Source organism: Photobacterium frigidiphilum, from assembly GCF_003025615.1.
Classification (GTDB): domain Bacteria; phylum Pseudomonadota; class Gammaproteobacteria; order Enterobacterales; family Vibrionaceae; genus Photobacterium; species Photobacterium frigidiphilum.
Map to the genome: position 1 here is coordinate 229,018 of NZ_PYMJ01000003.1, position 23,307 is coordinate 252,324.

18 protein-coding genes are annotated in these 23,307 nt (G+C 40.8%); 7 read left to right on the forward strand and 11 right to left on the reverse strand.

Annotation, left to right across the window (positions count from 1 at the left end):
- Positions 1 to 273 precede the first annotated feature (273 nt).
- From fbpC to C9J12_RS04720, 7 genes are all read right to left on the reverse strand, one after another.
- The gene (fbpC, locus tag C9J12_RS04690; RefSeq protein ID WP_107241650.1) at positions 274 to 1,329 is read right to left on the reverse strand and encodes a ferric ABC transporter ATP-binding protein; all 1,056 of its coding nucleotides are present in this window, start codon (positions 1,327 to 1,329) and stop codon (positions 274 to 276) included.
- Between the two features lie 18 nt (positions 1,330 to 1,347).
- The gene (locus C9J12_RS04695) at positions 1,348 to 3,444 is read right to left on the reverse strand and encodes an ABC transporter permease (protein WP_107241651.1); all 2,097 of its coding nucleotides are present in this window, start codon (positions 3,442 to 3,444) and stop codon (positions 1,348 to 1,350) included.
- 138 nt (positions 3,445 to 3,582) lie between these two features.
- A complete protein-coding gene (locus tag C9J12_RS04700) occupies positions 3,583 to 4,617 on the reverse strand; it encodes an ABC transporter substrate-binding protein (RefSeq protein WP_107241652.1) in 1,035 nt (344 codons plus the stop codon).
- Positions 4,618 to 4,797: 180 nt separating this feature from the next.
- A complete protein-coding gene (gene uhpC, locus C9J12_RS04705) occupies positions 4,798 to 6,123 on the reverse strand; it encodes an MFS transporter (protein ID WP_107241653.1) in 1,326 nt (441 codons plus the stop codon).
- A 100-nt stretch (positions 6,124 to 6,223) separates the two neighbouring features.
- Positions 6,224 to 7,837: an MASE1 domain-containing sensor histidine kinase gene (locus C9J12_RS04710; protein ID WP_107241654.1), complete on the reverse strand. Its 1,614-nt coding sequence runs from the start codon at positions 7,835 to 7,837 to the stop codon at positions 6,224 to 6,226.
- A 3-nt stretch (positions 7,838 to 7,840) separates the two neighbouring features.
- Positions 7,841 to 8,467 carry a response regulator gene (locus C9J12_RS04715; protein WP_107241655.1) on the reverse strand — a complete coding sequence of 209 codons (627 nt, stop codon included), beginning with the start codon at positions 8,465 to 8,467 and terminating at the stop codon, positions 7,841 to 7,843.
- A 208-nt stretch (positions 8,468 to 8,675) separates the two neighbouring features.
- The gene (locus C9J12_RS04720; protein WP_227876271.1) at positions 8,676 to 9,908 is read right to left on the reverse strand and encodes an ammonium transporter; all 1,233 of its coding nucleotides are present in this window, start codon (positions 9,906 to 9,908) and stop codon (positions 8,676 to 8,678) included.
- Between the two features lie 1,077 nt (positions 9,909 to 10,985).
- Here C9J12_RS04720 and C9J12_RS04725 point away from each other — a divergent pair.
- Positions 10,986 to 12,899 carry a methyl-accepting chemotaxis protein gene (locus tag C9J12_RS04725; protein WP_107241656.1) on the forward strand — a complete coding sequence of 638 codons (1,914 nt, stop codon included), beginning with the start codon at positions 10,986 to 10,988 and terminating at the stop codon, positions 12,897 to 12,899.
- A 131-nt stretch (positions 12,900 to 13,030) separates the two neighbouring features.
- On the opposite strand, the gene C9J12_RS04730 is transcribed toward C9J12_RS04725, so the two are convergent.
- Both C9J12_RS04730 and C9J12_RS04735 read right to left on the reverse strand, forming a co-directional pair.
- Complete coding sequence (locus C9J12_RS04730) at positions 13,031 to 14,431, reverse strand: tryptophanase (protein ID WP_107241657.1); 1,401 nt, start codon at positions 14,429 to 14,431, stop codon at positions 13,031 to 13,033.
- Between the two features lie 513 nt (positions 14,432 to 14,944).
- Positions 14,945 to 15,268: a hypothetical protein gene (locus C9J12_RS04735; RefSeq protein WP_107241658.1), complete on the reverse strand. Its 324-nt coding sequence runs from the start codon at positions 15,266 to 15,268 to the stop codon at positions 14,945 to 14,947.
- A gap of 674 nt (positions 15,269 to 15,942) precedes the next feature.
- Between C9J12_RS04735 and C9J12_RS04740 the strand changes: the two genes are divergently transcribed.
- A complete protein-coding gene (locus C9J12_RS04740; RefSeq protein ID WP_107241659.1) occupies positions 15,943 to 16,140 on the forward strand; it encodes a S1 domain-containing protein in 198 nt (65 codons plus the stop codon).
- Positions 16,141 to 16,278: 138 nt separating this feature from the next.
- Here the strand turns inward: C9J12_RS04740 and rsgA are convergent, their stop codons facing one another.
- Positions 16,279 to 17,319, reverse strand: coding sequence for a ribosome small subunit-dependent GTPase A (gene rsgA, locus C9J12_RS04745; protein WP_107241660.1), 1,041 nt, complete (start codon positions 17,317 to 17,319; stop codon positions 16,279 to 16,281).
- A 273-nt stretch (positions 17,320 to 17,592) separates the two neighbouring features.
- Between rsgA and C9J12_RS04750 the strand changes: the two genes are divergently transcribed.
- From C9J12_RS04750 to C9J12_RS04770, 5 genes are read left to right on the forward strand one after another with little or no spacing between them, the layout of a single operon-like run.
- Positions 17,593 to 18,690, forward strand: a complete 1,098-nt coding sequence (locus C9J12_RS04750; RefSeq protein WP_107241661.1) for a cytochrome c oxidase subunit II — start codon at positions 17,593 to 17,595, stop codon at positions 18,688 to 18,690.
- Positions 18,691 to 18,727: 37 nt separating this feature from the next.
- Positions 18,728 to 20,530: a cytochrome c oxidase subunit I gene (ctaD, locus tag C9J12_RS04755; RefSeq protein ID WP_107241662.1), complete on the forward strand. Its 1,803-nt coding sequence runs from the start codon at positions 18,728 to 18,730 to the stop codon at positions 20,528 to 20,530.
- A complete protein-coding gene (locus C9J12_RS04760) occupies positions 20,523 to 21,149 on the forward strand; it encodes a cytochrome c oxidase subunit 3 (protein ID WP_107241663.1) in 627 nt (208 codons plus the stop codon). The genes ctaD and C9J12_RS04760 overlap by 8 nt, the downstream gene beginning before the upstream one ends.
- A gap of 14 nt (positions 21,150 to 21,163) precedes the next feature.
- The gene (locus C9J12_RS04765) at positions 21,164 to 21,913 is read left to right on the forward strand and encodes a heme-copper oxidase subunit III family protein (RefSeq protein WP_107241664.1); all 750 of its coding nucleotides are present in this window, start codon (positions 21,164 to 21,166) and stop codon (positions 21,911 to 21,913) included.
- 10 nt (positions 21,914 to 21,923) lie between these two features.
- Complete coding sequence (locus C9J12_RS04770; protein ID WP_107241665.1) at positions 21,924 to 22,247, forward strand: cytochrome C oxidase subunit IV family protein; 324 nt, start codon at positions 21,924 to 21,926, stop codon at positions 22,245 to 22,247.
- A gap of 80 nt (positions 22,248 to 22,327) precedes the next feature.
- Here C9J12_RS04770 and C9J12_RS04775 read toward each other — a convergent pair whose 3' ends face one another.
- Complete coding sequence (locus tag C9J12_RS04775; RefSeq protein ID WP_107241666.1) at positions 22,328 to 22,882, reverse strand: NAD/FAD-utilizing enzyme; 555 nt, start codon at positions 22,880 to 22,882, stop codon at positions 22,328 to 22,330.
- Positions 22,883 to 23,307: the final 425 nt, after the last annotated feature.

Here is a 23,307-nt window from a genome sequence, read left to right on the forward strand (position 1 = left end):
TAAAGGTGAGTATTTGTTTGGTTATTGGGATATCAGACTTTAGTGCCTGATTAAAGTTCATATCAATAATACATCGTACAATAATAACTGTCATGTATGAATGTAAAAAAATGATGTAATAGTATTATTGTTAAGTAAATGGTCAGAAACTTTAACCATCAAGGATGAGCAGATATTTGTCTCGATTGGTATTGAGGTAGCTTGTCTATAAGATGAATTACGCCCCAGATAGGGGCGCAGAATAATGTTGCTTTTTATCGTGTTAAAAAAAGCTTACGCATCAAAAGGTAATAAGAATATTCCTGTAGGGTTAATCGTTAAATAAGCATGGTCAGATAAATTGGCATCAAATTGTGACGAGTTTAGTTGCAGCAATAATTCTTGATCATGCCATGTTACGGCAACTTCGTACATTGAACCCATGTACACCACATTATTAACAATGCATTGTTGGCTAGGCTCGCCCTCGCTGGTTAATAAAATAGCTTCAGGCCTTACTCCTATTTGATAATCACCTTCAGCTTTGCCTTGAACCACGTCTGGATCGGCTGGAATGCAGTAACCGTTGATGTTTAATTGTCCACCGTCATAACGGCCCGTAAAAATGTTCGCATCACCCATGAAGTTTGCCATGAACATTGATGAGGGTGTTTTGTATAAATCATCCGGAGAACCTTGCTGCATGATCTCGCCGTCTTTCATTACGATAACGGTATCAGATACAGCGAAAGCTTCTGTTTGATCATGCGTTACGTATAAAGAGGTAATATTGAAACGCTGCTGAAGATCGCGGATTGTCTCGCGCATACTTCGGCGTAAATTTGCGTCAAGGTTACTTAATGGTTCATCAAATAGCAGTACTTTAGGTTTTAAAACCAAAGCGCGCGCCAGTGCAATACGCTGTTGTTGACCACCAGAAATTTGGTCGACAAATCGATTTCCCATACCTGATAGATCGACCAGCTTTAACGCATCATCAACGCGTTGTTTAATTTCTGCGGCTGGTAATTTCAGCATTTTTAAGCCGTAGCCAACATTGTCATGTAATGATAAATGAGGAAATAAGGCATAAGATTGGAATACCATACAAATATCGCGTTGCTGGATTGAGGTATTTGTTACGTCTTCGCCATCAATGAATATTTGCCCGCTGGTGGGTTTTTCTAACCCTGCTACTAAGCGTAAAACCGTGGTTTTGCCACAACCAGATGGACCAAGTAGCGTGACTAAGCTGCCTTGTTTAATCTCAAGATCAAGGTTGCCAATAACAGTATTGTCACCAAAGCGTTTGCAGACATTTTTTAGAACTACAAAGTTGTCGTTTTCCATAATTATTATCTCCAATCGTTAGTCTTGGTTGTTGGCTTTTGAACGGGATACGCGGGCTTCACCCACAAGGGCATCAAAAATCAATATGATGGCCAGCATGACGAAAATCAGTACTGAACCATAAGCGATGGCAATGCCGTATTCGCCATCTTCAACGCGGTTTAAGATATACGATGTTGCAACGCGGGTTTCTGGCGTTACCAAGAAAATAATGGCACTTACCGTGGTCATTGCGCGCACAAAGCTGTAGATCAATGTTGATAAAATAGCCGGGCGCAATAGTGGAATTAAAATATGGGTAATCGTTTTAAATGAGTTAGCACGTAAGCTCAGTGATGCTTCGTCAAGTGATTTATCTAATTGTCCCAAACCTGCAATACCTGCCCGAATTCCCACTGGAATGTTACGCATTACCATTGAAATTATGACGATGACAGCGGTCCCCGTTAAATAAACCGGCGCATCATTAAACGCTAGGATATAAGAAACACCAGCCACCGTTCCTGGTACGGCGAAACAAAGCATGGTGGCGAATTCAATCACTTTTTTGCCATGAAATTGCTGGCGTACTACGATGTAAGCAATTAATAAGCCGAATAATGCAGTCAGTGGGGCTGCAACACCTGCATAGGTCATGGTGGTAAGCAATGACGGCCATGCCCCTTCGCTAAATCCCATACCAAACAGGTTGATGTAGTTGTCTAGCGTTAAGCTGTAATCAACTCCCCAGTTAACGGTGAAACTGCCGAAGACAATGCTGCCGTACAGTAAGATATTGAATGCCATCCAAAAGTACAGTAAACCAGAGACGCCATATTTAAGTCCCGTAGGTAAGGGTTGTACATCACCACGGTAAGATTTACCGGAAATGGTTACGTAAGAACGTTTACCAATCCAAATATACTGGATAACGAAAATAGCGAGAGAGAAGATTAATAGTACCGCACCCAAAGTACTGGCAGATGCATAATCAAGCTGCGCACCAGCAATGTAAAAATATATCTGAGTGGCTAATACATCGAAGCTTCCTCCTAGTACTAGCGGGTTACTGAAATCAGCTAGCGATTGCACAAAAATAATTAGAAATGAGTTAGCCAGCGCAGGTTTAAGTAGTGGCATTACAATTTGAAAGAATGTTTGATAACGGTTTGCACGAAGAGTGTAAGAGGCCTCTTCTAAGGATGGAGAAAGCGACTTCATTGCACCATCAAGGATCATGAAAGACATTGGTGAAAAGGCTAAAACTTGTGCCATCCAAATCCCAGTGAAACCATATAACCAGTTCGTGTGCTGTAAGCCAAACCAATCAACCATAAGCTCAGTAATATACCCTGAGCGTCCTAGCATTAAAGTAACACCAAGGCCGACAACAAAGGGTGGCGTAACAATGGGTAATATTGAGAAAATACGTGCGATAAAGGCAGAACGCTTAGCGATTCTAGTGGTATAAATAGCGAATACAAGACCAAAAATGGTCGCGACAACGCCCACTGAGGTACCCAGCATGATGGAATTTAAAATGATCTGAATAATTTGCGAGCGGCCTAAAATCTCAACAAATTGCCACATCACGAAGTTACCCATGTCATCTTGGAACATAGGTACAAAGATGGCGATACTTGGATATATAATAAAGATACTGATTAATGAAACAATACTAACCAATGCACCTATAACAAAAATATCACCGCCGAGATATTCCAGTCGAGCTAAAGCCAGTGTTATTACACAACCTAGGGTGATGAATAAGACGATAGTGGCATAGCCTAAGCCTTGTTCGGTGTACCAAGATGACAACAACGTAAATAACACACAGAAACCAGCATAGCTGATATCAAATTGGTGACGCTTTTTTGCGTATTTGTCTTGTGCCTGAAAAGGGCGGATCAACAGTACTAAAGGCATGGTAAACCATAGCCACGAAATGTTCATTCCACTCCAACCCATCGCCTCTTTAAATTCTTGAGACGTCGATTCGAATACACCGTAATCGAGGGAAAAAGAGGGCAATAACACAAAGGCTCCGATCAAGGCGATGATCCAATAAAAAATGGGGTCGCGTTGCTCTGAACTTTGAAGCTGCCTTAAGTCTGATTCAGCTGCTAAGTTATTCATTGTTAATTACCAAAATCGAGTTGTTTAATTAATGTGTTCATTAACGTTGAGGTGTAAAAAGCCCCAAGAAAAATCTCGTTATATTGAATATCGGAAAAAGTGAGCAGCACTCAGCACTGCTCAAATATTATGAGGGAATTACTCGCCCATTTTAACGATGTTTACCCACTTATTGATCAGGCGTTTACGTTCGCTAGACGAACCATAGGTTTCCATGTCGTAGTCAATAAGAGATAAAGCTTTTAGATCGAGCGCATTGGGTGATTGAGTCGCTTGAGTATTGGTCAAAATTTGGAATGATTTGCCTTTTTGCCATGCTAGCTGTTGGCCATCTTTAGACAGTGCCCAGTCAACAAACAACTTAGCGTTATCAATATTGCGAGCACCTTTTAGTATGCTGATCCCGCCAATTTCGTAACCAGTACCTTCACAAGGAGAGATCAGTTCTAATGGTGCCCCTTTTGATTGCTCTAATGAGTAATCGTGTAAGAAACCGATGCCAATTGCGATTTCACCTCGTGCTGCGTTACGAGATGGGGTAACGCCAGATTTGGTGTACTGGGAGATATTGTTATCGAGATCTTTAAAGTATGTAAATGCCTTATCTTCATCCCATAATTGAATGAAGGTTGCCAATGCAGTGTAGGCAGTACCTGAGCTTTGTGGATCGGCGATTTGAATTTCATCTTTGTATTCTGGCTTGGTTAAATCACTCCAGCAAAGTGGGATGTCTAAGCCTTTTTCTGCTAAGCGTTTAGTGTTCACGCCAAAGCCTAAAATACCCATGTAAACGGCAGATGAGTAATTGCCTTTACGTTTGGCTGGATCTTTAAAGTTATCCATGATGAATTCAAGTTGTGGTGATTTATAGGCCTGCAGTAAGTCCATTTCACCCGCTTGGGACTGTGGATCCAATGTGCCGCCGTACCATACGTCGGCACGAGGATTTTTCTTTTCTGCTTCAATTTTCGCTAATGTACTGCCTGAACCATTGCGAATAAAAGATGTTTTCACGTCGTATTTTTCAGAAAAAGCCTTGGTTTCAGCTTCACACATGGCATTAGTGGCGCTGCAATATACAACTAACCGGCCTTCTGCCATTGCTGTTGGTACGGCAAATGCTGAACCAATGATGCAGGCAGCTAACAGACTATATTGTGTTCTAGCTTTCATTATTATGTCCTCTGTTTTTATTATAAATGCAGTGTCATAGAGCGATGGTAGGTGACACTGTGTTTTTATCGCATCCTGCGATAAATCTTTATCATCCAACAGCCTATGGGCTATTGGGTAACTTTATTCAGAAGCTAGATAACGCCAGTTTAGTTTGTACACATAAGGCGGTTGATCATACTAGGTTGCAGTAATTGAAGGCTGCTGTGCTTTAACAAAGGGTAATATCAGCAGGCCAATAGAGGCGGCTGAAAATGTAATTATGCTGAAGAAACCATCCCAGCTAAATTGCTCGATAACCAATGATATTGGGTAGCTTGCTAGCGCGGCTCCTAAATATCCGAACAAGCCGACAAATCCAGTTGCTGTTCCAGCAACACTTTTGTGTGAGCATTCAGCTGCAGCCATTCCAATCATCATTTGTGGACCAAAAATAAAGAATCCAATGGAGAAAAAACAACAAGCCAAGACTGAAAAGTTATTCATAGGTGTAAGCCATAGTGCGGCGACAGAAATGAAAATACCCAATGCGAAAATTAAGTTCATGGGGGCTCGATTACCATGAAAAAATCGATCTGAACCCCAGCCGCCAAACAATGAACCTAGAAATCCTCCCACTTCGAACATTGAAACGGCGGCATTGGCTGAAAATAAATCAAAACCATGACGTTCAATTAAGTAGAGATTTCCCCAATCATTAATTGCAATGCGTACCACATACACTAAAAAGTACGAGCTACACAACAACCAGATATATTTGTTGCCAATGACATAGGTTTTCAATATTTGACGAAAAGATAGCCCACGGCCTTCTTGTTCTTGTAATAACTCTAATTCATCGTTTCGCCATTGACCTACGGTGGGTAACCCCATGGTTGTAGGCTTATCTCGCATACGAAAACAGAGCACGATACCTACTAAAATTGCCAGAATGCCGGGAATAATAAAGCCATATCGCCAACCCCAAGTCATGGCGGTAAAACCAATACCCAGCGGGACTAAAGCTCCCCCTAAATTGTGGCAAGTATTCCAAATTGACCACCAAAAACCACGCTCTGTACGGGAATACCATGTTGTGAGCAATTTGGCACAAGGGGGCCAACCCCAGCCTTGGAAAAAAGCATTCAATGTCCACAAAATGGCAAACATTGCCAGAGATGAACTTAAACCAAATGCAATATTGATGATTCCGGTGGCGATCAAGCCTAATCCCATGAAATAGCTTGGTTTAGACTGGTCGCTGACCATGCCAGAAACAAATTTTGATACGCCATACGTGATATAGAATAGGGTGCCGAGAAACCCGATGTCTGAATGCTCCAAGCCAAGATCAGCTAACATGGCTGGCATGGCAAAGTTGAGACTTTTTCGGGTGAAATAAAACATGCCATAACCGATATACATTGAAAACATTAAATGCAATCGCCAATATTTGTACGTAGCGTCGATTTGTTGTTTATCGGTTATTATTTTTGTAGGTTGCTCTGATGTTAGGAAACCTATCATGGCGGCGCTATCTCCCTATTGCCTGAATGAATAGTACGGAAAGAATTACGATAAAGAATGAGACAGGTTTGTAAATGACTAGGAAAAATTCCTAGATTATTTAACTTGAGGTGATTTTTGTGGGCAAGTTAACAATAATTCGAGTGCCTTTATTGGTGTCGAATGTATTGTTAGCTTGATTAGTGTGGCTTTTATTTTGTCCGATGTAGAGGTCACCGCCTAGAGCACTAACCCGTTCTTCTATTCCTTTTAAACCTAACCCCTTGCTACGCCAATTCGTTGGTAAGCCGCAGCCATTATCTCGTAATTCAAGGCTAAAAATATCGCCGGGTACTAAGCTCAGCTGTACCTCTGTGGCGTGTGAATGCTTGGTGACGTTATTTAATAGCTCTTGCACAATGCGATACAGCGTGACTGCCGTAATGTCATCGAGCTTGTTGGTGGCAATACCAATATTGATTTTAAAGTCGATCTGACGCTCAGCAAATTTCATTTCGTGCGCAAGCTGGCGTAATGCGCTTTCTAGTCCTAGCTCATCAAGAATATGTGGGCGTAATTGGGTTAACAGCTGTTTAGTTGTGCTGTGTATGCGCATGGCTAACGTATTGATTGTTTCTGCGGTATTTTTTGTATTCAGTTCTTGAGTTGTTCGGTCGACAAGCATGGCTTGGATCTGAATGGCCGTAATATTCTGACCAATTTCGTCGTGTAGTTCCCGTGCCACTGATTTTCTAATGTTTTCCTCAACTTGTACTAATTGGCAAGCGAGATATTGTTTGCTTGCAAGTTCATCAGCCAGATCTTTGTTCGCTTGTTGTAATTTTTGGGCTAGTAGGTATTGGCGGCTTATCGCTATCCCCAATCCAAGCCCGACTAAAGCTTGTGTTGTGATAAAAATTTGTAACTCTTGGTCTGTAGTAAATGAGCCTGAAATTTGACGAGCCGTCGTGAGCAAGATGCTGTTCATTACCGTGGCAAGAACACCGCCTTGCCAGCCATAGTGATAAGCCATAAAAATATTGGGTAACAGAATGATCAATAGTCCGAGAGGTTTCATTTGATCTAATAGTGTGAGTTCAGCAACGAGCCCTATACAGAAAAAAGCAATACTCCAGAGTAACGCCGAAGGGCGAAGGGTGATTTCTTTATGCACTAAGGTTGGGCTTAATGGTATCCAGATTTTATGATGGAGGTAATCATAAAGTAGATACAAGAACGGGGTCAGCAACACACCGCCAGTAATGGAGGCAATCGCACACGAAAAGGCATATTGAAGTGATAAATCTAATGGCTTCATTAATAATAGGATCATGATGCCCATGATTACGCCATGTACTAAGACCAATAACACCAAGGCGAGTAATTTCTGCCAATAGGTTGTTAGTTTTCGCCAATTATGAGTAAAAGGAATCGCGAGGAAGTAGCTGAAAAATGGACACAATAATAATAATATGTCCTGAGGTTGATGGTTGATGATAGACAGTAGCCATGCTGAAATCAGGCATTCACTAATGACAAATAATCGCCAATAACGGCGAGCGGTTAATACGAATACCGCGAGTCTTAATCCGGTGGGAAGAAATAACCCTGCAAGTAGTAAATCAGCGGAGAGGTAGCTGCTGATACTCCATAAGCAAAACCAACTGATGCTATAGATAATAAAGCTAAAAGAATACGAAAAATAACGATTACTGAGGTGCTCTGCTTGATTCATGATTTATTCGGCGAGTAATTTATGTTGAAGCGCAAAACGAATAAGATCGACGTTATTAGACAGCCCCAGTTTGCTGAGAATATTAGCGCGATGAACATGAATGGTTTTATAGCTAATGGAAAGTATGATGCCAGCCTCTTTAACATCTTTACCCTGAATAAGATGAGTAAAGACCTCGTATTCACGTTTGGTTAATGCGTCTAAGGCCTTGGGCGCGACAGGCGCATTACTGAGGTTAAACAAGGCATCGGCGCAGAGGTAACGATCGCCATTGGCGACGGTACGTATGGCCGTCACTAATTCTACGGGGCCACATCGTTTAGATAAGTACCCACATGCGCCAGCTTCAATTGCTTTACTTACAAAAGACGCTGAATCATAAATACTAAGAATAATGGCTCTAAAGTTAGGATGTTTTGCGCGCAGTTTTTCTAATAGAATTAGGCCACTTTCATCGGGCATCGAGATATCAATAACCGCAACATCGATATCAGACACTGACAATGCTGTGTAGGCCTCACTTGCACGACCATATTCCCCTCTTACTTCAATATCAGATTCGACATTAAGCAACTGAGCAAAACCGGAACGTACCATAAGGTGGTCGTCAACTAAGGCTACGGTAATCATAATGACATTCCTAATTATATAGATCACATCGTCGCAAAAGTGAAACCAGCATACAATTTAGAGTCGGTTTAGATGTGATGGTCGTCGCGAAATAGTACTATTGCGTGCAATAAATAGAGCCACACGTCTTGTGTGGCTCATTGGATTACCTTTATATTATCTGTCTATATCTTTTGTTTATATGGCTTTTAGCCATTGTTCATAGTTTTTAATCTTCGCTAACAGACCCGATTTTGTGGATAGCTAAATCAGCACCTTTGTATTCATCTTCGTCAGTTAAGCGTAAGCCAACAGTTTTCTTGATGATGCCGTAAACAATGAAAGCGCCGATAACCGCAATAGCAATACCAGCCAGTGTACCAATGACTTGACTTGCTAAACTTACACCACCTAAACCACCGAACGCTTCACTACCAAAAATACCCGCAGCAATACCGCCCCAAGCACCACATACGCCATGAAGTGGCCATACACCTAATACATCATCAAGGTGAAGACGGTTTTGAATATAGGTAAATAGCCATACGAAAAGCGCACCGGCAATGGCACCAGTTACTAAGGCGCCAATGGGGTGCATAAGATCAGAACCCGCACATACAGCAACCAAACCAGCTAAAGGACCGTTGTGAATGAAACCTGGGTCATTTTTTCCAACAAAAAGGGACGTAAGAATACCGCCAACCATCGCCATCAACGTATTTACAGCAACAAGACCACTAATACTGCCCATTGTTTGTGCCGACATAACATTAAAGCCGAACCAACCAATGGTTAAAATCCAAGCCCCCAAAGCGAGAAACGGAATATTAGATGGGGCAAAGGCAATTAAACGTCCACCACGGTAACGACCATTTCGAATACCCAACATGGCAACGGCAACTAGGGCTATCCAACCACCAACAGCGTGCACAACCACTGATCCCGCAAAATCATGGAACCCAAAACCAAATGTTTCGGTTAACCAACCCTGAAAGCCGTAATTACCATTCCACATGATACCTTCGAAAAACGGGTAGACAAAAGCAACGATAAAAAAAGATGCCACGAGCATGGGGTAGAAGCGAGCTCGCTCTGCAACACCACCGGAAATAATGGCGGGAATGGCTGCTGCAAACGTCATTAAGAAGAAAAACTTCACTAATTCGTAGCCATTAATCGCACTTAACTGCTCAGCACTTGAGAAGAAAGTGACGTCGTATGCGACCCAGTAACCAATAAAGAAATAAGCCATCGCAGAAAACCCAAAATCGGCAATAATTTTGACTAAAGCATTCACTTGGTTTTTTTGTCTAACAGTACCGACTTCTAGAAAGGCAAAACCTGCGTGCATGGCAAGTACCATGATTGCACCCAATAGAATAAATAAAGTGTCAGAACTTTGAACTAGCGTTTCTACAGCATGACTAATATTGTCCACAAACGTCACCACATCCTTGTACATTAATATTGTGTTTAGGTATTTCTATTTTTTATACGCATTTAATATGCTAATTGCTTATCAAGCATATTTTATGCCAGCGTGAACCATAATGGGGTGTCATATTGGTGCATACACATATTGATAGTGGTAACTGTTTGTTTTTGAAAAGACAGTGATTGTTTCTAGCGCACGTAATTCGTGCATTAGAAATAAAGAGAAGAGTGTTTTAAAAATATACCGCTTAATATGCAACACTGCCTTTCGTTCCATATTGGTGCGATGAATAATGAATTCGCACTTATTTGGTGCGTGTGAGCATATACCTAAGCTACCTCAAAATCCTCGCTGAAACGAGTATCTTGAGGTAACTTTGGTATAGATAATAGATATTGGCAGCAAAGCCCCAATAGAAATTGCGAACGCTACTATGGCTGATATTATTTCGCATAAAAATAAAGTATACATTTAAGAATAATAAATAATATCCACGCTCTATTAATTAATGTTGCGTTTAATCGGCAATATTAAAATTTATGGTTTTAATTTTGTTAAATAAATATTTTTACGATTTTCAAATGTGGGCATATTTCTAATATGGCTCACACGCTTTCGCCCCCTCTCGTTTAATCAATAGCTATTGCTGCAACTTTGTCATAAATGACATATTTATTCTGGCACGATAAAAACGTATCACTGATGTATGTAATTTTCGATTTTCATTGAAAACGCTCCCATGCGTGAGAAGCGTCACTTTTTTTATAAGCTTTAGTTCTTATAATCAATTGTATGGATGGGTTTCTATGCTTTGATTCTAACTAACTATGTGCGCTTGGTAGCTGATACTGCTTCGCTAGTCAATTATGGCTTTTTCCACAACGAAAAAAGCGAGTTCAAATTGTAGTATGTCGCTGAGGTTCTCGTCGTTTATTGAGATTTACCATATAAAATAATTAATAAAAATAATGAAATTTAAAGTCTAGGCTAAGGCTGGATTATTTACAATAACGCTGTTAGCTATGAATATAAGCTCATAACTATCACGCGATGAAAAAATTATTAATAATTATAACAAAACGTATTTAAGAGTATGAGGATTACGTGAATATATTATCTAGTTTTAAGGGCCGTATTATCGCGGTTGTCGTTTTATTATTAACTGCTTCTTTAGCAATTTCGACCTCTCTTTCCTATCGTCAACTTTCAACCTCAATTCTGAGCAATGTTGATGAATACTCAATGCTTAAAATTAGTAGTTCGTCAGATAAGATTACAGACTGGTTTAATACCATTAAACAAGGTGTTATTGCAACAGCGCCAGACTTCGCGACTGATCGGGGTGATATGCAACTCGCTTTAATGGTTAAGCAAATTGCAAACGCCACCCAATCATCAGATATCGTTGTTGGCTTTGAGGACGGCCGCTCTTATGGGGCTCAAAGTGGTATGCGCAGTGTATTTATTTATGATCCGCGTACACGAGGTTGGTATAAGTCTGCCAAGCAGAAGCGTAGCACAGTAATTACTGGTATCTATACCGGGTCATCTTCGGGCAACCTGATGGTCAGCATTGCAGAACCCTTTTTCGATGGAGACAAGTTTCGTGGTGTTTTACTTGCCGATATAGAATTGAGCCTTCTTACCGATGTTGTTAATCAGTCTCCCTTCCCAGGAGCAATGACTGGTTTATATGACAACCAGGGTACAACCATCGCTTCAACTGGTGAAGTCGATGTTCCCGGTAAAACCAAACTGTCTGACTTCCCCGAATTAGCAGAACTAGAGCGTAAAGTTCTTACTAGCGCTAGTGGGATTTTTAACTACAGCTTAGGTGGTATTGAAAAAATAGCTTACTTTCAAACTATTGAACTTGATAAAGAGACCCACTGGCACCTGTTAGTAGGTATTGATAAATCAATGGCTTACGCAGAGGTCGATGAGGCGTTGGAAACATCTTTATTCACTGCTGGGTTATTGATTCTCTTTGCTTCCGCGATTATTTTGTTTGTGCTGAATCGGCTGTATCGACCAATTCTTGCGTTAAAAAGCACAATAGTCGAGTTATCACAAGGCAATGGTGATCTTACCCGACGCCTTGATGTGTATACCAAGGATGATCTGGGCCAAATCGCAGAAGCTGTAAATACCTTCATCGGCAACTTACAAGCGATGATGCTGGAAGTATCCCAATCTAGCGAACATATTTCAGAAGGTATCGAACAACTCAAGACCCAGACCGAGCTTAACGATACCGTCTTAGCCTCTCACTCTGTAGAAACTGATCAGGTGGTAACCGCAGTAAATGAAATGAGCTCGACGGCAGACAGTGTATCGCAAAGCGCTTCTCAATCTGCGGCATTTACGAAAAATACCAGTGATGAAGCAGAGCAATCTAAACGTGTGGTTGACGGTGCCGTAAGCAGTGTAGCCGCCTTGGTTGATGAAGTTGATGCCATGGCACTCAATATTCAAACCATGAGTGATGATGCTCAAAAAATTGGTTCTGTGCTTAGTGTTATTGGTGAGATTGCCGATCAAACTAACTTATTGGCTTTGAATGCGGCTATCGAAGCGGCCCGTGCCGGAGATCAAGGGCGTGGGTTTGCTGTCGTAGCTGATGAGGTACGAGCTTTGGCCGCAAGAACCCAACAGAGTACATCTGAAATTAACGAAATGTTGAGTAAGTTGCACCAAGGAACAAGCTCAGTCGTTACGGCTATGGACGACACCAAGCGTCGCTGTCAACAAACCGCTGACACGACTTCCAACGTAAACGATAGCTTGGACTCAATGGCGACATCAGTGGTTCAAATTAATGATCTTGGGATTCAGATTGCCGCAGCCGCAGAGCAGCAAAGCGTGGTAAGTGAAGAGATAAATCGCAATATGACGGCAATTCAAGACATGGTTGGTCAGCTTACCGAAAATGGTGCGCAAACCATGGATAGTACGCGTAATCTTGCAAGCAGCAACGAACAACTGGCGGCGATCGTAAATCAATTTAAGTTAAAGTAATTTAACGTTTTATTCTGCTTGCAGAGCTTGTCAAGAACAAAACAAGTAAAACCTCTGTTGCTAGCTCCTTTGTGATGAACTGTTTATTAAATAGTTCATCACGGAGCTAGCATTTAGTTTTCAAACAGAAATTATTCAACAGGTTTTAATTTAGCGGTGAAATGGCGCAATACTGGTGGCTCATACTCAAAGGTTAGTCCTCGAATTTCACTTGCGCGTTTTGTAACTGCGATTAATGCATCGGCAACGTAATCCATATGATCATTGGTATATACGCGACGCGGAATAGTTAGGCGCATTAATTCTAATTGTGACTCTTTCTGCTTGCCTGTTTCAGGATCTCTACCCAGTAATAACGAACCAATTTCTACGGCTCGTACACCAGATTCTAAATAGAGTTCATTACATAATGCGTGAGCAGGGAATTGTTCACTGGGGATATGAGGTAAAATTTTGGTGGCGTCGACAAAAACTGCATGACCGCCGGTTGGGTATTGAATGGGTATCCCTGCTTCTCGTAAACGTTCACCCAAATATTCCACTTGGCCAATACGGTAGTGAAGGAAGTCTTCATCAGCACCTTCATATAAACCACGGGCGAGGGCTTCCATATCACGTCCAGCCATTCCGCCATAAGTAACAAACCCTTCCATAGGAACGCAACGTGTTCGTACTGCTTGGAAAAGATCTTCATGATCACGAATACAGCATAAGCCCCCAATATTGACCATAGGGTCTTTTTTAGCAGACATCGTTAACATGTCGCCATAACGGTACATTTCGCGAATAATCTCGAGAATGGATGTATCGGCATATTCAGGTTCACGTTGCTTTATAAAGTAGGCATTTTCGCAATAACGTGCTGAATCGATCACAACTGGAATATCATTCTTTTTCGCAATCTCGTATACCGCGCGCATGTTAGCCATTGAAACGGGTTGCCCGCCCGAGCTGTTACATGTGATCGTGGTGATAATGGCGGCAATATTGTGTGAGCCATACATTTCAATGGTTGATTGCAGTTTATCGAGATTAAAATTCCCTTTCCAGTCGTCATACGTTTCAGTGTCAAACGCCTTCTCAGTCAGTACGTTAATGGCTTTACCGCCATTAAGTTCGATATGACCCGCTGTCGTATCAAAGTGGTAATTCGATATAAATACGGGTTGATCACCGCCACGTACCGTTTTCATTCGCTCTATTAAGCACGGAAATAATATCTGTTCTGCGCCACGCCCTTGGTGAGCTGGAACCGTCAGTTTGTAATCAAAGAAGTGTTTTACAGCATCACATAAATTAAAGTAGTTGCGGCTTCCTGCATAAGATTCGTCTCCCATCATTAAGCCAGCCCATTGTACATCACTCATTGCGCCTGTGCCTGAATCTGTCAGTAGATCGATATAGACATCTTCGCTTCTTAACATGAAAGGGTTATAACCCGCGTCAATTAGGGCTTCACGTCGATCCTCTTCGTTTGTCATGCGGATAGATTCAACCATTTTAATGCGGAACGGTTCTGGTATACGTTTCATTGATATAGCCTCAGTCGCAGCCGTTATGCTTATTGTGTTTCTTCTACGTGATTAATAATAAAAATGGCAATAACGGATTCAATAAATGTTCAACAGTAATACTTATCTAAAGCATAGCGCTGTTGGTACTTTTGAATTGGCTTGTTGGTGTACAAGCGTGCTAGATAACTTGGGTATAAGTCTTATGCGGAAGGGAAGTCGTGGCTTAGGCGAAAATCTTGGTTGTACCAGCAAGACAGCATCAATCTGTTGTTTGGCAGAGTCGGTGGAATTCGGTGCATGTCGTCATCCTTCCTTTGACTGCGGGAAATATCTATTTGGCTTAAACAGAAGTAATAACTGATGTAAAAGGCAAATGGAACATGCTTAATAGTGTAGAAGTAATGAATTAATGTTGTGAAGTTATTCATATTTATGGTGTGAGAGAGTCGCGACTAAAGTCCGTTTATCGCGACTAGTTAAGCTTTTAAACGAGATTTTAAAGTATGCATATATCCATATTGTTTATTATTGTTATGAACGGTTAGATGGAATAAAACGCTGAGTTGAAACCGTTGTACCATCTTCATCAGAAACTTCGAATGTCATTGAACGAGCCGCTTCAAACGAGCTATATACAAATACTCGACCAGATTCAGATGTGGTGTAGTGCTGTTTTTGACCGCCTTTAACAGTAACGTCTAAACCTGCTTGAGGTGCGCCATCTTTTTCTACTGTTACCCAGGCTCCGCCTTTCTGTGGGGTAACTATGAGGTTTAGCCCTTGATTGATACTTGCAAGTGCTGAGCCTGAAAAAAGAGTTGTTGCAACGATGAGGCTTGCGATTGTTTTGTTCATGATTTGTCCCTTTTATGAGTTGTTTTAATTTGTTTAACGCTGCTTGTCTGCGTGTTGATATTCATAATAGGTGTGATTTAGATCTCTTTCTATGGTGTTTTTTAGTTCAAGTTGTTCGAAATAATTGAGCAATAATTTGAGTGTTAATCCGGTCATGGTGTTGAGAGAAGTGTGCATAGACGAGAAATAGACATTTTATTACAAAGATAGGGAAGGGCGCTCAGGAGAGAGGGGTGCAATTTAAACCTTTAAAATCAATAGACTGCAACTAAACTGACGTTTTATGTGATTTTTGTCACGTTTTGTTGCAATAAAAATGTTTACAGACAGATATATTACGTTTAATGTTTATCTCGTCTGCAACTCAGACCTAATCAATGATTTTTTCAAAGAACACTTCGCACTTCCTGCTTCTCGCCAAAGCCTGCTGTAAAGAAGAAAATTAAAGAAGATCAAATGAATGATTTCTTTCCACTGCTATCGTTAATGTTGCGAACGATCATGCGGTGATGAGCTATTGAGTAGGGTGAACTCCTAGCTGTAAAGGAATGAAGGTCAATGAGTTAAAAGATATTTACCGCCACAAAAATGTGAGCGGAACTAACTATCTACTCAATTTGATATGCCTCAAACATAACGCTCTAAAGCATTGTTTGGGTAAAAAGGAAATAATTATGACTTCACAAACTGGTATTATCCGTAGCTTCAACTCTGCTGACAACAATGGCCTAATTACATGTGATCTTGGTGGTGATATCTGCTTTGATGCATCAAGTGTAAATGGCGGTTTACCTGTATCAGGCAGCCTTGTTGAGTTCATCATGGATGACTCTTCAAATAAGCTTCAGGCGATTAAAATTCGTTTAATCTAAGCGAATAGTTAACTCACTTAAGAGTTCATTTATACGGTATAACCGTATTCAAGTAACCAGTAATGAAAAGTACCATTCACTGAGTATTTACTGGTTTCCTTAATCCTCTTTGCTATTCCTTTCCTTCTACTAAACGAATTATTTTCCCTTGTTCTCTCGTGCACTCGTTTGCACTGATTTGTACATTTTACTTAGGTTTTTATTTTTACTGCGCATCTCTGCAATTGAGCTTCCGTTACGCTCTTGTTCTCTTAGCAATTTGAAGTAATTATTTAATCGACGTTCATCTAGCTGTCCAATAGAAATTGCCTTTTGTACGGCACATTTGGGTTCTGCTTGATGTTGGCAATCAGCAAAGCGGCATTGCTGAGATAATTTAGCAATATCACTAAAGGTTTCTTCAACGCCTTGTTCACAGTCTGCAATTTGCAACTCTCGAATGCCTGGTGTATCAAGAAGTAATGCGCCTGTTGGCATGATGTGCATCGACCGACTGGTGGTTGTATGGCGACCTTTACTGTCGTCTTCTCTTACGCCGCCAGTTTCTTGATCTTGACTCTGCATTAAGGTGTTAACCAATGTGGATTTACCCACTCCAGATGAACCAACAAAAGCAACCGTTTTACCTACCTTACACCATGGTTTTAGAGTTTCGACACTGTCTGTATCAAGGCTATTAACGGCCTCGACCATTAAGAACGGATCAAGTGCTTGCACTTGTTGTTTAAACGATTCTGGCGTATCGCAACAATCTGCTTTTGTTAAGATAATGACAGGTTCACATCCACTGTCGTGTGCAATAGTAAGATAGCGTTCGATACGACTTAAATTAAAATCCTGGTTGAGTGAGTTGACGATAAAAAGTGTGTCGACATTGGCTGCAATTAACTGTTCCGATACTTTACTGCCCGCGGCTTTACGCGAGAGTAAGGTTAGACGGTCGAGTAATCTTATTAGTTGTTGTTCACTATCAAGTAATATCCAATCCCCAACAGTTAACGCAGGCATACTCGGTCTGATCTCAAGAGAGAAACTCCCCGCTTCAGTTTGAATAACATAGAGACTACGATGATGCGCAAGCACTCGACCAACCTGACAAGTTTCAAGTTCTTCTAATGACAACTGCTGCTGAAAATAAGCATGCCAACCAAGTTGTGGCAATGACAATGTTGAATTCATGATGATCCGTGCAAAATTTTTCTTATCTATTCGTACATACATTGTAATTGAGTCCAGTTTCGTTTGATTGAATAAAAACGACAGAATGCGAAATATCCTTGTCTCACAATTGCGTAAGCAGATTAGATTGCAGCTTTTATGGTCGCGAATTTAAAGTAACCCCACTAAGATTAGTGACAAGATCATTGCTGAAATATGTCATGATTTCTTTTTAAGGGGTATTTTTTATTCATAAAATCAGGGATATGATCAAGAATAATTAGAGTGTTTTCTATGGCTATTGCCATTGCATTAATCGTTATTGTAATTGCATCTGTTGCTTTTCATTTCCTTAGCCCATGGTGGTTAACCACTGCTGCGTCAAATTGGTCACAAATAGATAACCAATTAACGCTAACCCTTATCATTACCGGTGCTTTTTTTATAGTAATCAACTTATTGATTGCTTTTTGTGTAATAAAATTTCGTTATAAGCCAGGTCGAAAATCTGCGTATCAACCAGAAAATAAAAAACTAGAAGCGTGGCTAATTGGCTTAACCACTGTTGGAATCGTGGCATTACTTGCTCCCGGTTTAGCGGTATATGCTGAGTATGTTAGCGTGCCTGATGATGCAAAACTTGTGGAAGTGGTTGGTGAGCAGTGGAAGTGGAGTTTTCGTTTTCCCGGTGAAGATGAACAGTTAGGGAAAAGTAGCACTCAATGGGTAAGCAGTAAAAATCCTTTGGGCATTGATCCTAATGATCCCGCCTCTCAAGACGACAAAGTTATACTTAGCCCCGAATTACATCTTCCACTTTTTTCGCCTTATAAAGTATTACTGCGTTCTAAAGATGTTTTGCACGATTTTAATGTACCTCAGTTCCGAGCCAAAATGGATTTAGTACCCGGTACGGTTTCATATATTTGGTTCACTCCAACGAAGCGAGGCAGCTATGAGATTCTCTGTGCTGAGCTGTGTGGCGTAGGGCATTTTAATATGCGAGGAAGAGTGATCGTTGAAGATGATGCGCAATTCGGAAGCTGGCTCGCGACTCAACCTACTTTTGCTCAAACTCAAGATCCTACCCGTAAAACACAGACTGACCCAGTTGAATTAGGCAAAACACTCTCGGAAGTGAATGGCTGCATTGGTTGCCATAGTTTAAATGGTAACCCTGGTGTTGGGCCAACGTGGTTAGGATTATACGGAAAAACGGAAATTATGTCTGATGATGCAAGGGTAGTGGTAGACGAGGCATATTTGCGTACATCGATACTTAACGCTAAAGCTGAAATAGTAAAAGGTTACCCCGCCATCATGCCTGTTTATCAATTTGATGAGCAGGAAGTTGACGCCATTATTGCTTATATCAAATCTGTATCTAAGTAATTTATATCACGATTTTTTTGAATGAGACAAGCTTGTTATGACTGAACATCATTCTTCGAATTCAGCAGATTCAGACGCTTATGCTCACAGTTTTTGGCGCAAATATGTGTGGAGCCAAGACCATAAAGTTATCGCCATTCAGTATACGCTGACGGCGATAGCGATGGGGCTGATTGCACTTGTTTTATCATGGATAATGCGTTTACAACTTGGCTTTCCCGGGCAATTTGATTTCATTGATGTAAACACTTACTACCAGTCTATGACATTGCACGGCATGATTATGGTGGTGTATTTACTGACAGCTCTTTTCTTGGGGGGCTTTGGTAATTACTTAATTCCATTAATGGTCGGTGCACGGGATATGGTGTTTCCGCTATTAAATATGTTGAGTTATTGGTTCTATCTTCTGGCTTCTCTGATCTTAATTGCGAGCTTCTTTGTGACTGGTGGGCCAACAGGTGCTGGTTGGACGTTATATCCCCCTCAAGCGATTATGCCTGGCACGCCAGGTGTTGAGTGGGGCATCGTACTGATGTTGATCTCGCTTGCAGTGTTCATAGTAGCAGCGACGTTAGGTGGGCTAAATTACGTTACCACAGTATTGCAAGCTCGCACGGAAGGGATGACATTACTGCGTATGCCCCTAACAGTATGGGGGATCTTTACAGCTTCAATTATGGCGTTATTGGCTTTTCCTGCGTTGTTCGTTAGTGCCGTTATGATGTTGTTTGATAAGTTATTGGGGTCCAGTTTCTTTATGCCAGCCATTGTTTCTATGGGGCAATTAACGGAATACGACGGCGGCAGCCCTATTTTATTTCAGCACCTTTTTTGGTTTTTTGGTCACCCCGAAGTGTATATTGTTGCTTTGCCAGCCTTTGGGATAGTGTCTGATCTGATTAGTATTCATGCACGTAAAAATATCTTTGGTTATAAAATGATGGTGTGGGCTATTTTAGCCATCGGCGTTCTCAGCTTTGTGGTATGGGCCCACCATATGTATGTCAGCGGTATGAATCCATATTTTGGGTTCTTTTTTGCCACGACAACCCTCGTCATTGCCGTTCCTACTGCGATAAAAGTGTATAACTGGTTGCTTACATTATGGCGAGGTAATATTCATTTAACCTTACCTATGCTGTTTTCTATTGCCTTCATGAGTACCTTTTTAATTGGTGGTTTAACGGGGTTATTTCTTGGCAATGTTATCGTTGATATTCCGTTATCAGATACGTATTTTGTTGTCGCTCACTTCCACATGGTGATGGGGGTTTCCCCAGTATTAGTGATATTTGGTGGTATTTATCACTGGTACCCGAAAGTGACAGGGCGGATGCTTAATACGGCAATGGGGCATTTTCATTTCTGGATAACCTTCTTGGGCACTTATGCTATTTATTTTCCAATGCATTACTTGGGAATATTAGGTGTTCCCCGTCGTTATTATGCGTACGAAAACTACGATTTCATTCCTGAATCGGCACAAAGCTTAAATGCTTTTATCACTGTAATGGCGCTGATTGTAGGTGCTGCACAGCTAGTGTTTCTGTTCAATTTATTCTGGTGTGTATTTAAAGGGAAAAAAGCTGCAGCGAACCCTTGGTCTGCAACATCGTTAGAATGGCAAACACCAGACACGCCACCTAAACATGGCAATTGGGGCTTACATTGTCCGATCGTTTATCGCTGGGCTTATGATTACAGTGTACCCAATGTTAAAGAGGATTTTATTCCACAAAACATACCGCCAGAGCAGGTGCTAATGGAACATGTAGACAGTTCAATACCTGAAGATGGTATTAAGATACCCATAGATAAAGGGGATGATGATGAATAAGCAGCATCATTCAAACAAGAAATCGGTGCATGAATCTAAAAGCACATTAACGCCAGATGCCGACGAAAATTACTTACCTGCCGATACCTCGTCACCTGCCATTATAGGGCTATGGGTATTTATGGCTGTTATCACTATGCTGTTTTTCTTGTTTACAGTAGCGTACAAAATACGTATGTCGTTAAACGATTGGCAACCATTAAATGAACCTTGGCAGCTCAGCTTAAGCACTGCTATGCTTTTTATGAGCTGTGTTGCGATGGCTAATTGTCGTCGTAGAGCCGCATTATTACCATCGGTAGTGGCTTGTCGTTCTATATTAATTGTGGCGGTGTTGCTTACCTTAGGGTTTGTTTTTACTCAGCTTTGGGCGTGGCAATACTTAGTAGACCAAAATATTACAGTCGACAATAATCCAGCCAACAGCTTCTTTTACCTTTTAACGGGCCTGCATGGATTGCATGTACTGGGTGGTCTTGCTGCTTTATTTTTAGTGATTTATAACGCTAGAAAAGGGCATGCAAATTCACTGTATCAGTCATTACATTTATGTACTCGGTACTGGCATTTTTTATTACTTATTTGGTTGTTTTTATTAGGGCTATTGCGATTTACATAGTGAGGTAAACGCATATGGCACACTTGTCATCAGCATCACAAGAATCAAGAGTAATTACACCGGAATCATCGTCTCTTCAATCTGACGAGAGCGATTCGCGTGGTTGGTTATCAGTAATTGACGATTTTTCGACAGATCGAGCCGTCTTTAACATATCGCCAAATAAAACCATGATGTGGCTTTTTTTACTCAGTGATATTTTTATTTTTGGCAGCTTTTTAGTTGCCTACATGTCAGTAAGAATGACGACTACTGAACCTTGGCCACTTACCAGCGACGTTTTTGCTTTAAACCTTGGCGGTCAAGATATTCCATTAGTTTTAATCGCAATCATGACCTTTATTCTGATTACCAGCAGCGGCACTATGGCTATGGCTGTTAATTTTGGCTATCAAGGTCGACGTCAATTAACCGCGGCATTAATATTTATTACTGCATTATTTGGTATCGCTTTTGTCGGTATGCAAGCATTCGAATGGACCAAATTGATCGTGGAAGAAGGCATTCGCCCATGGGGGAATGATCTAGGTGCTGCACAGTTTGGTGCCAGTTTCTTTATGATCACAGGATTTCATGGATTACATGTCAGTATTGGTGTTATTTATCTGCTGACAATAGCGTGGCGAGTGTGGCGTGGGCGATATGAAAAAACGCAATCAAATGAATCAAATAATCGTTATGAAATAGTCGAAATAGCTGGGCTTTATTGGCACTTTGTCGATTTAGTTTGGGTATTTATCTTTGCCTTTTTCTATTTATGGTAAGGAGGTCGTCATGCATGCAACACAAGCTCATCAACAGCACCCTATAAGCCTTTATTTGAAGGTGTGGGGATTATTGTTTTTACTCAGTACCTTGTCGTATATGGTTGATTACCTCCATGTACAAGGCATATTGCGTTGGTCGCTGATCATTATTTTCATGTTGTTGAAAGCGGGATTAATCGCGAGTATTTTTATGCATATGTTATGGGAGAAATTGGCGTTAGTCTGCTCTATTTTTTTACCGCCTTTGGCATTGCTTGTATTGCTTACATTAATGGCGACAGAAGCAGGTTATATATTTAGCCTTAGAACGCTATTTTTTACATCGACATAGTGCTGGTTCGCCATAAAAATAAAAAGCTAATCACTATAAATAATTAGCTTTTTTATGCAGTGGTGTTCTATCAATAAAAATTAAGGCATCTTATGCATCATGGTGTGCCAATGATTATGGGCGTTAATTAGCCATTTAGGGGGTGATTTTCCGATACCTGCGGGTTCTAAGTGGTCATGGGCAATAATGATATTTGCTAACATGATTTCTTGTGAAGGCTCTATATCGACCATTAGAACATGCTTACCTGATTTTAATACGCGCTTAAACCGACGGAATTGATAATGCAATTCCTGAAAGCCAAATAGACCTCCTTCCCAAGTAATAAAACCGAGTATCACTATGGCAAGCATAATAAAGGGTATCCAGCCTGTTGTTTCGGTTACGCCGGAGATATAAGCAGCCAAGATCACAATAACAGCTGCGCATACACCAATAACCGCGCCAATTTCAGTTGAATGAATCACATCATTACGCATTACCGATCTTACAGGGTGAAGATGATGAGAAGATATCTCAGCATCATTATCACTAAGTACATGAATTTGTGGTGTGCTAATACCACTTAATTCAAGTTCATATTCTACTAATTCAAGATCATCTAAATCGTCACTAATATAAAAGACCCTTTTCATATGGCCTCCGGTAGGGATTTATATCAATCTAAACAAGTACCTGACCATTAACCTACGTCGAATGGTATTATTACTAACAATAAATCACGTTAGTTCAGTACGTTAAGTCTATTTTCTGCTCATTAAATAGCGAAAACATCTATTATAGAGTATAGCCTTTCTTATCTATACAGCATGTACTTTAAGCAAAGTGAATAGATGCTGATGAAAGAGCTACAAGTATTATTATGTGATTAATGCTAAACAAATTGACGTATTTTTCCATTTAATGCCTATTTTATCGTACTTTTTAGTAGTGAAATCAAAGTTTTTATTAGCGTATATTTTAATATACTGATGCTCACGCTATCTCAGATGAAGGGTTTTCGTTGAGATGGGTTTCTGAGATAACGTGTATATAACCGCTTACTGTATGGAAGACAGAT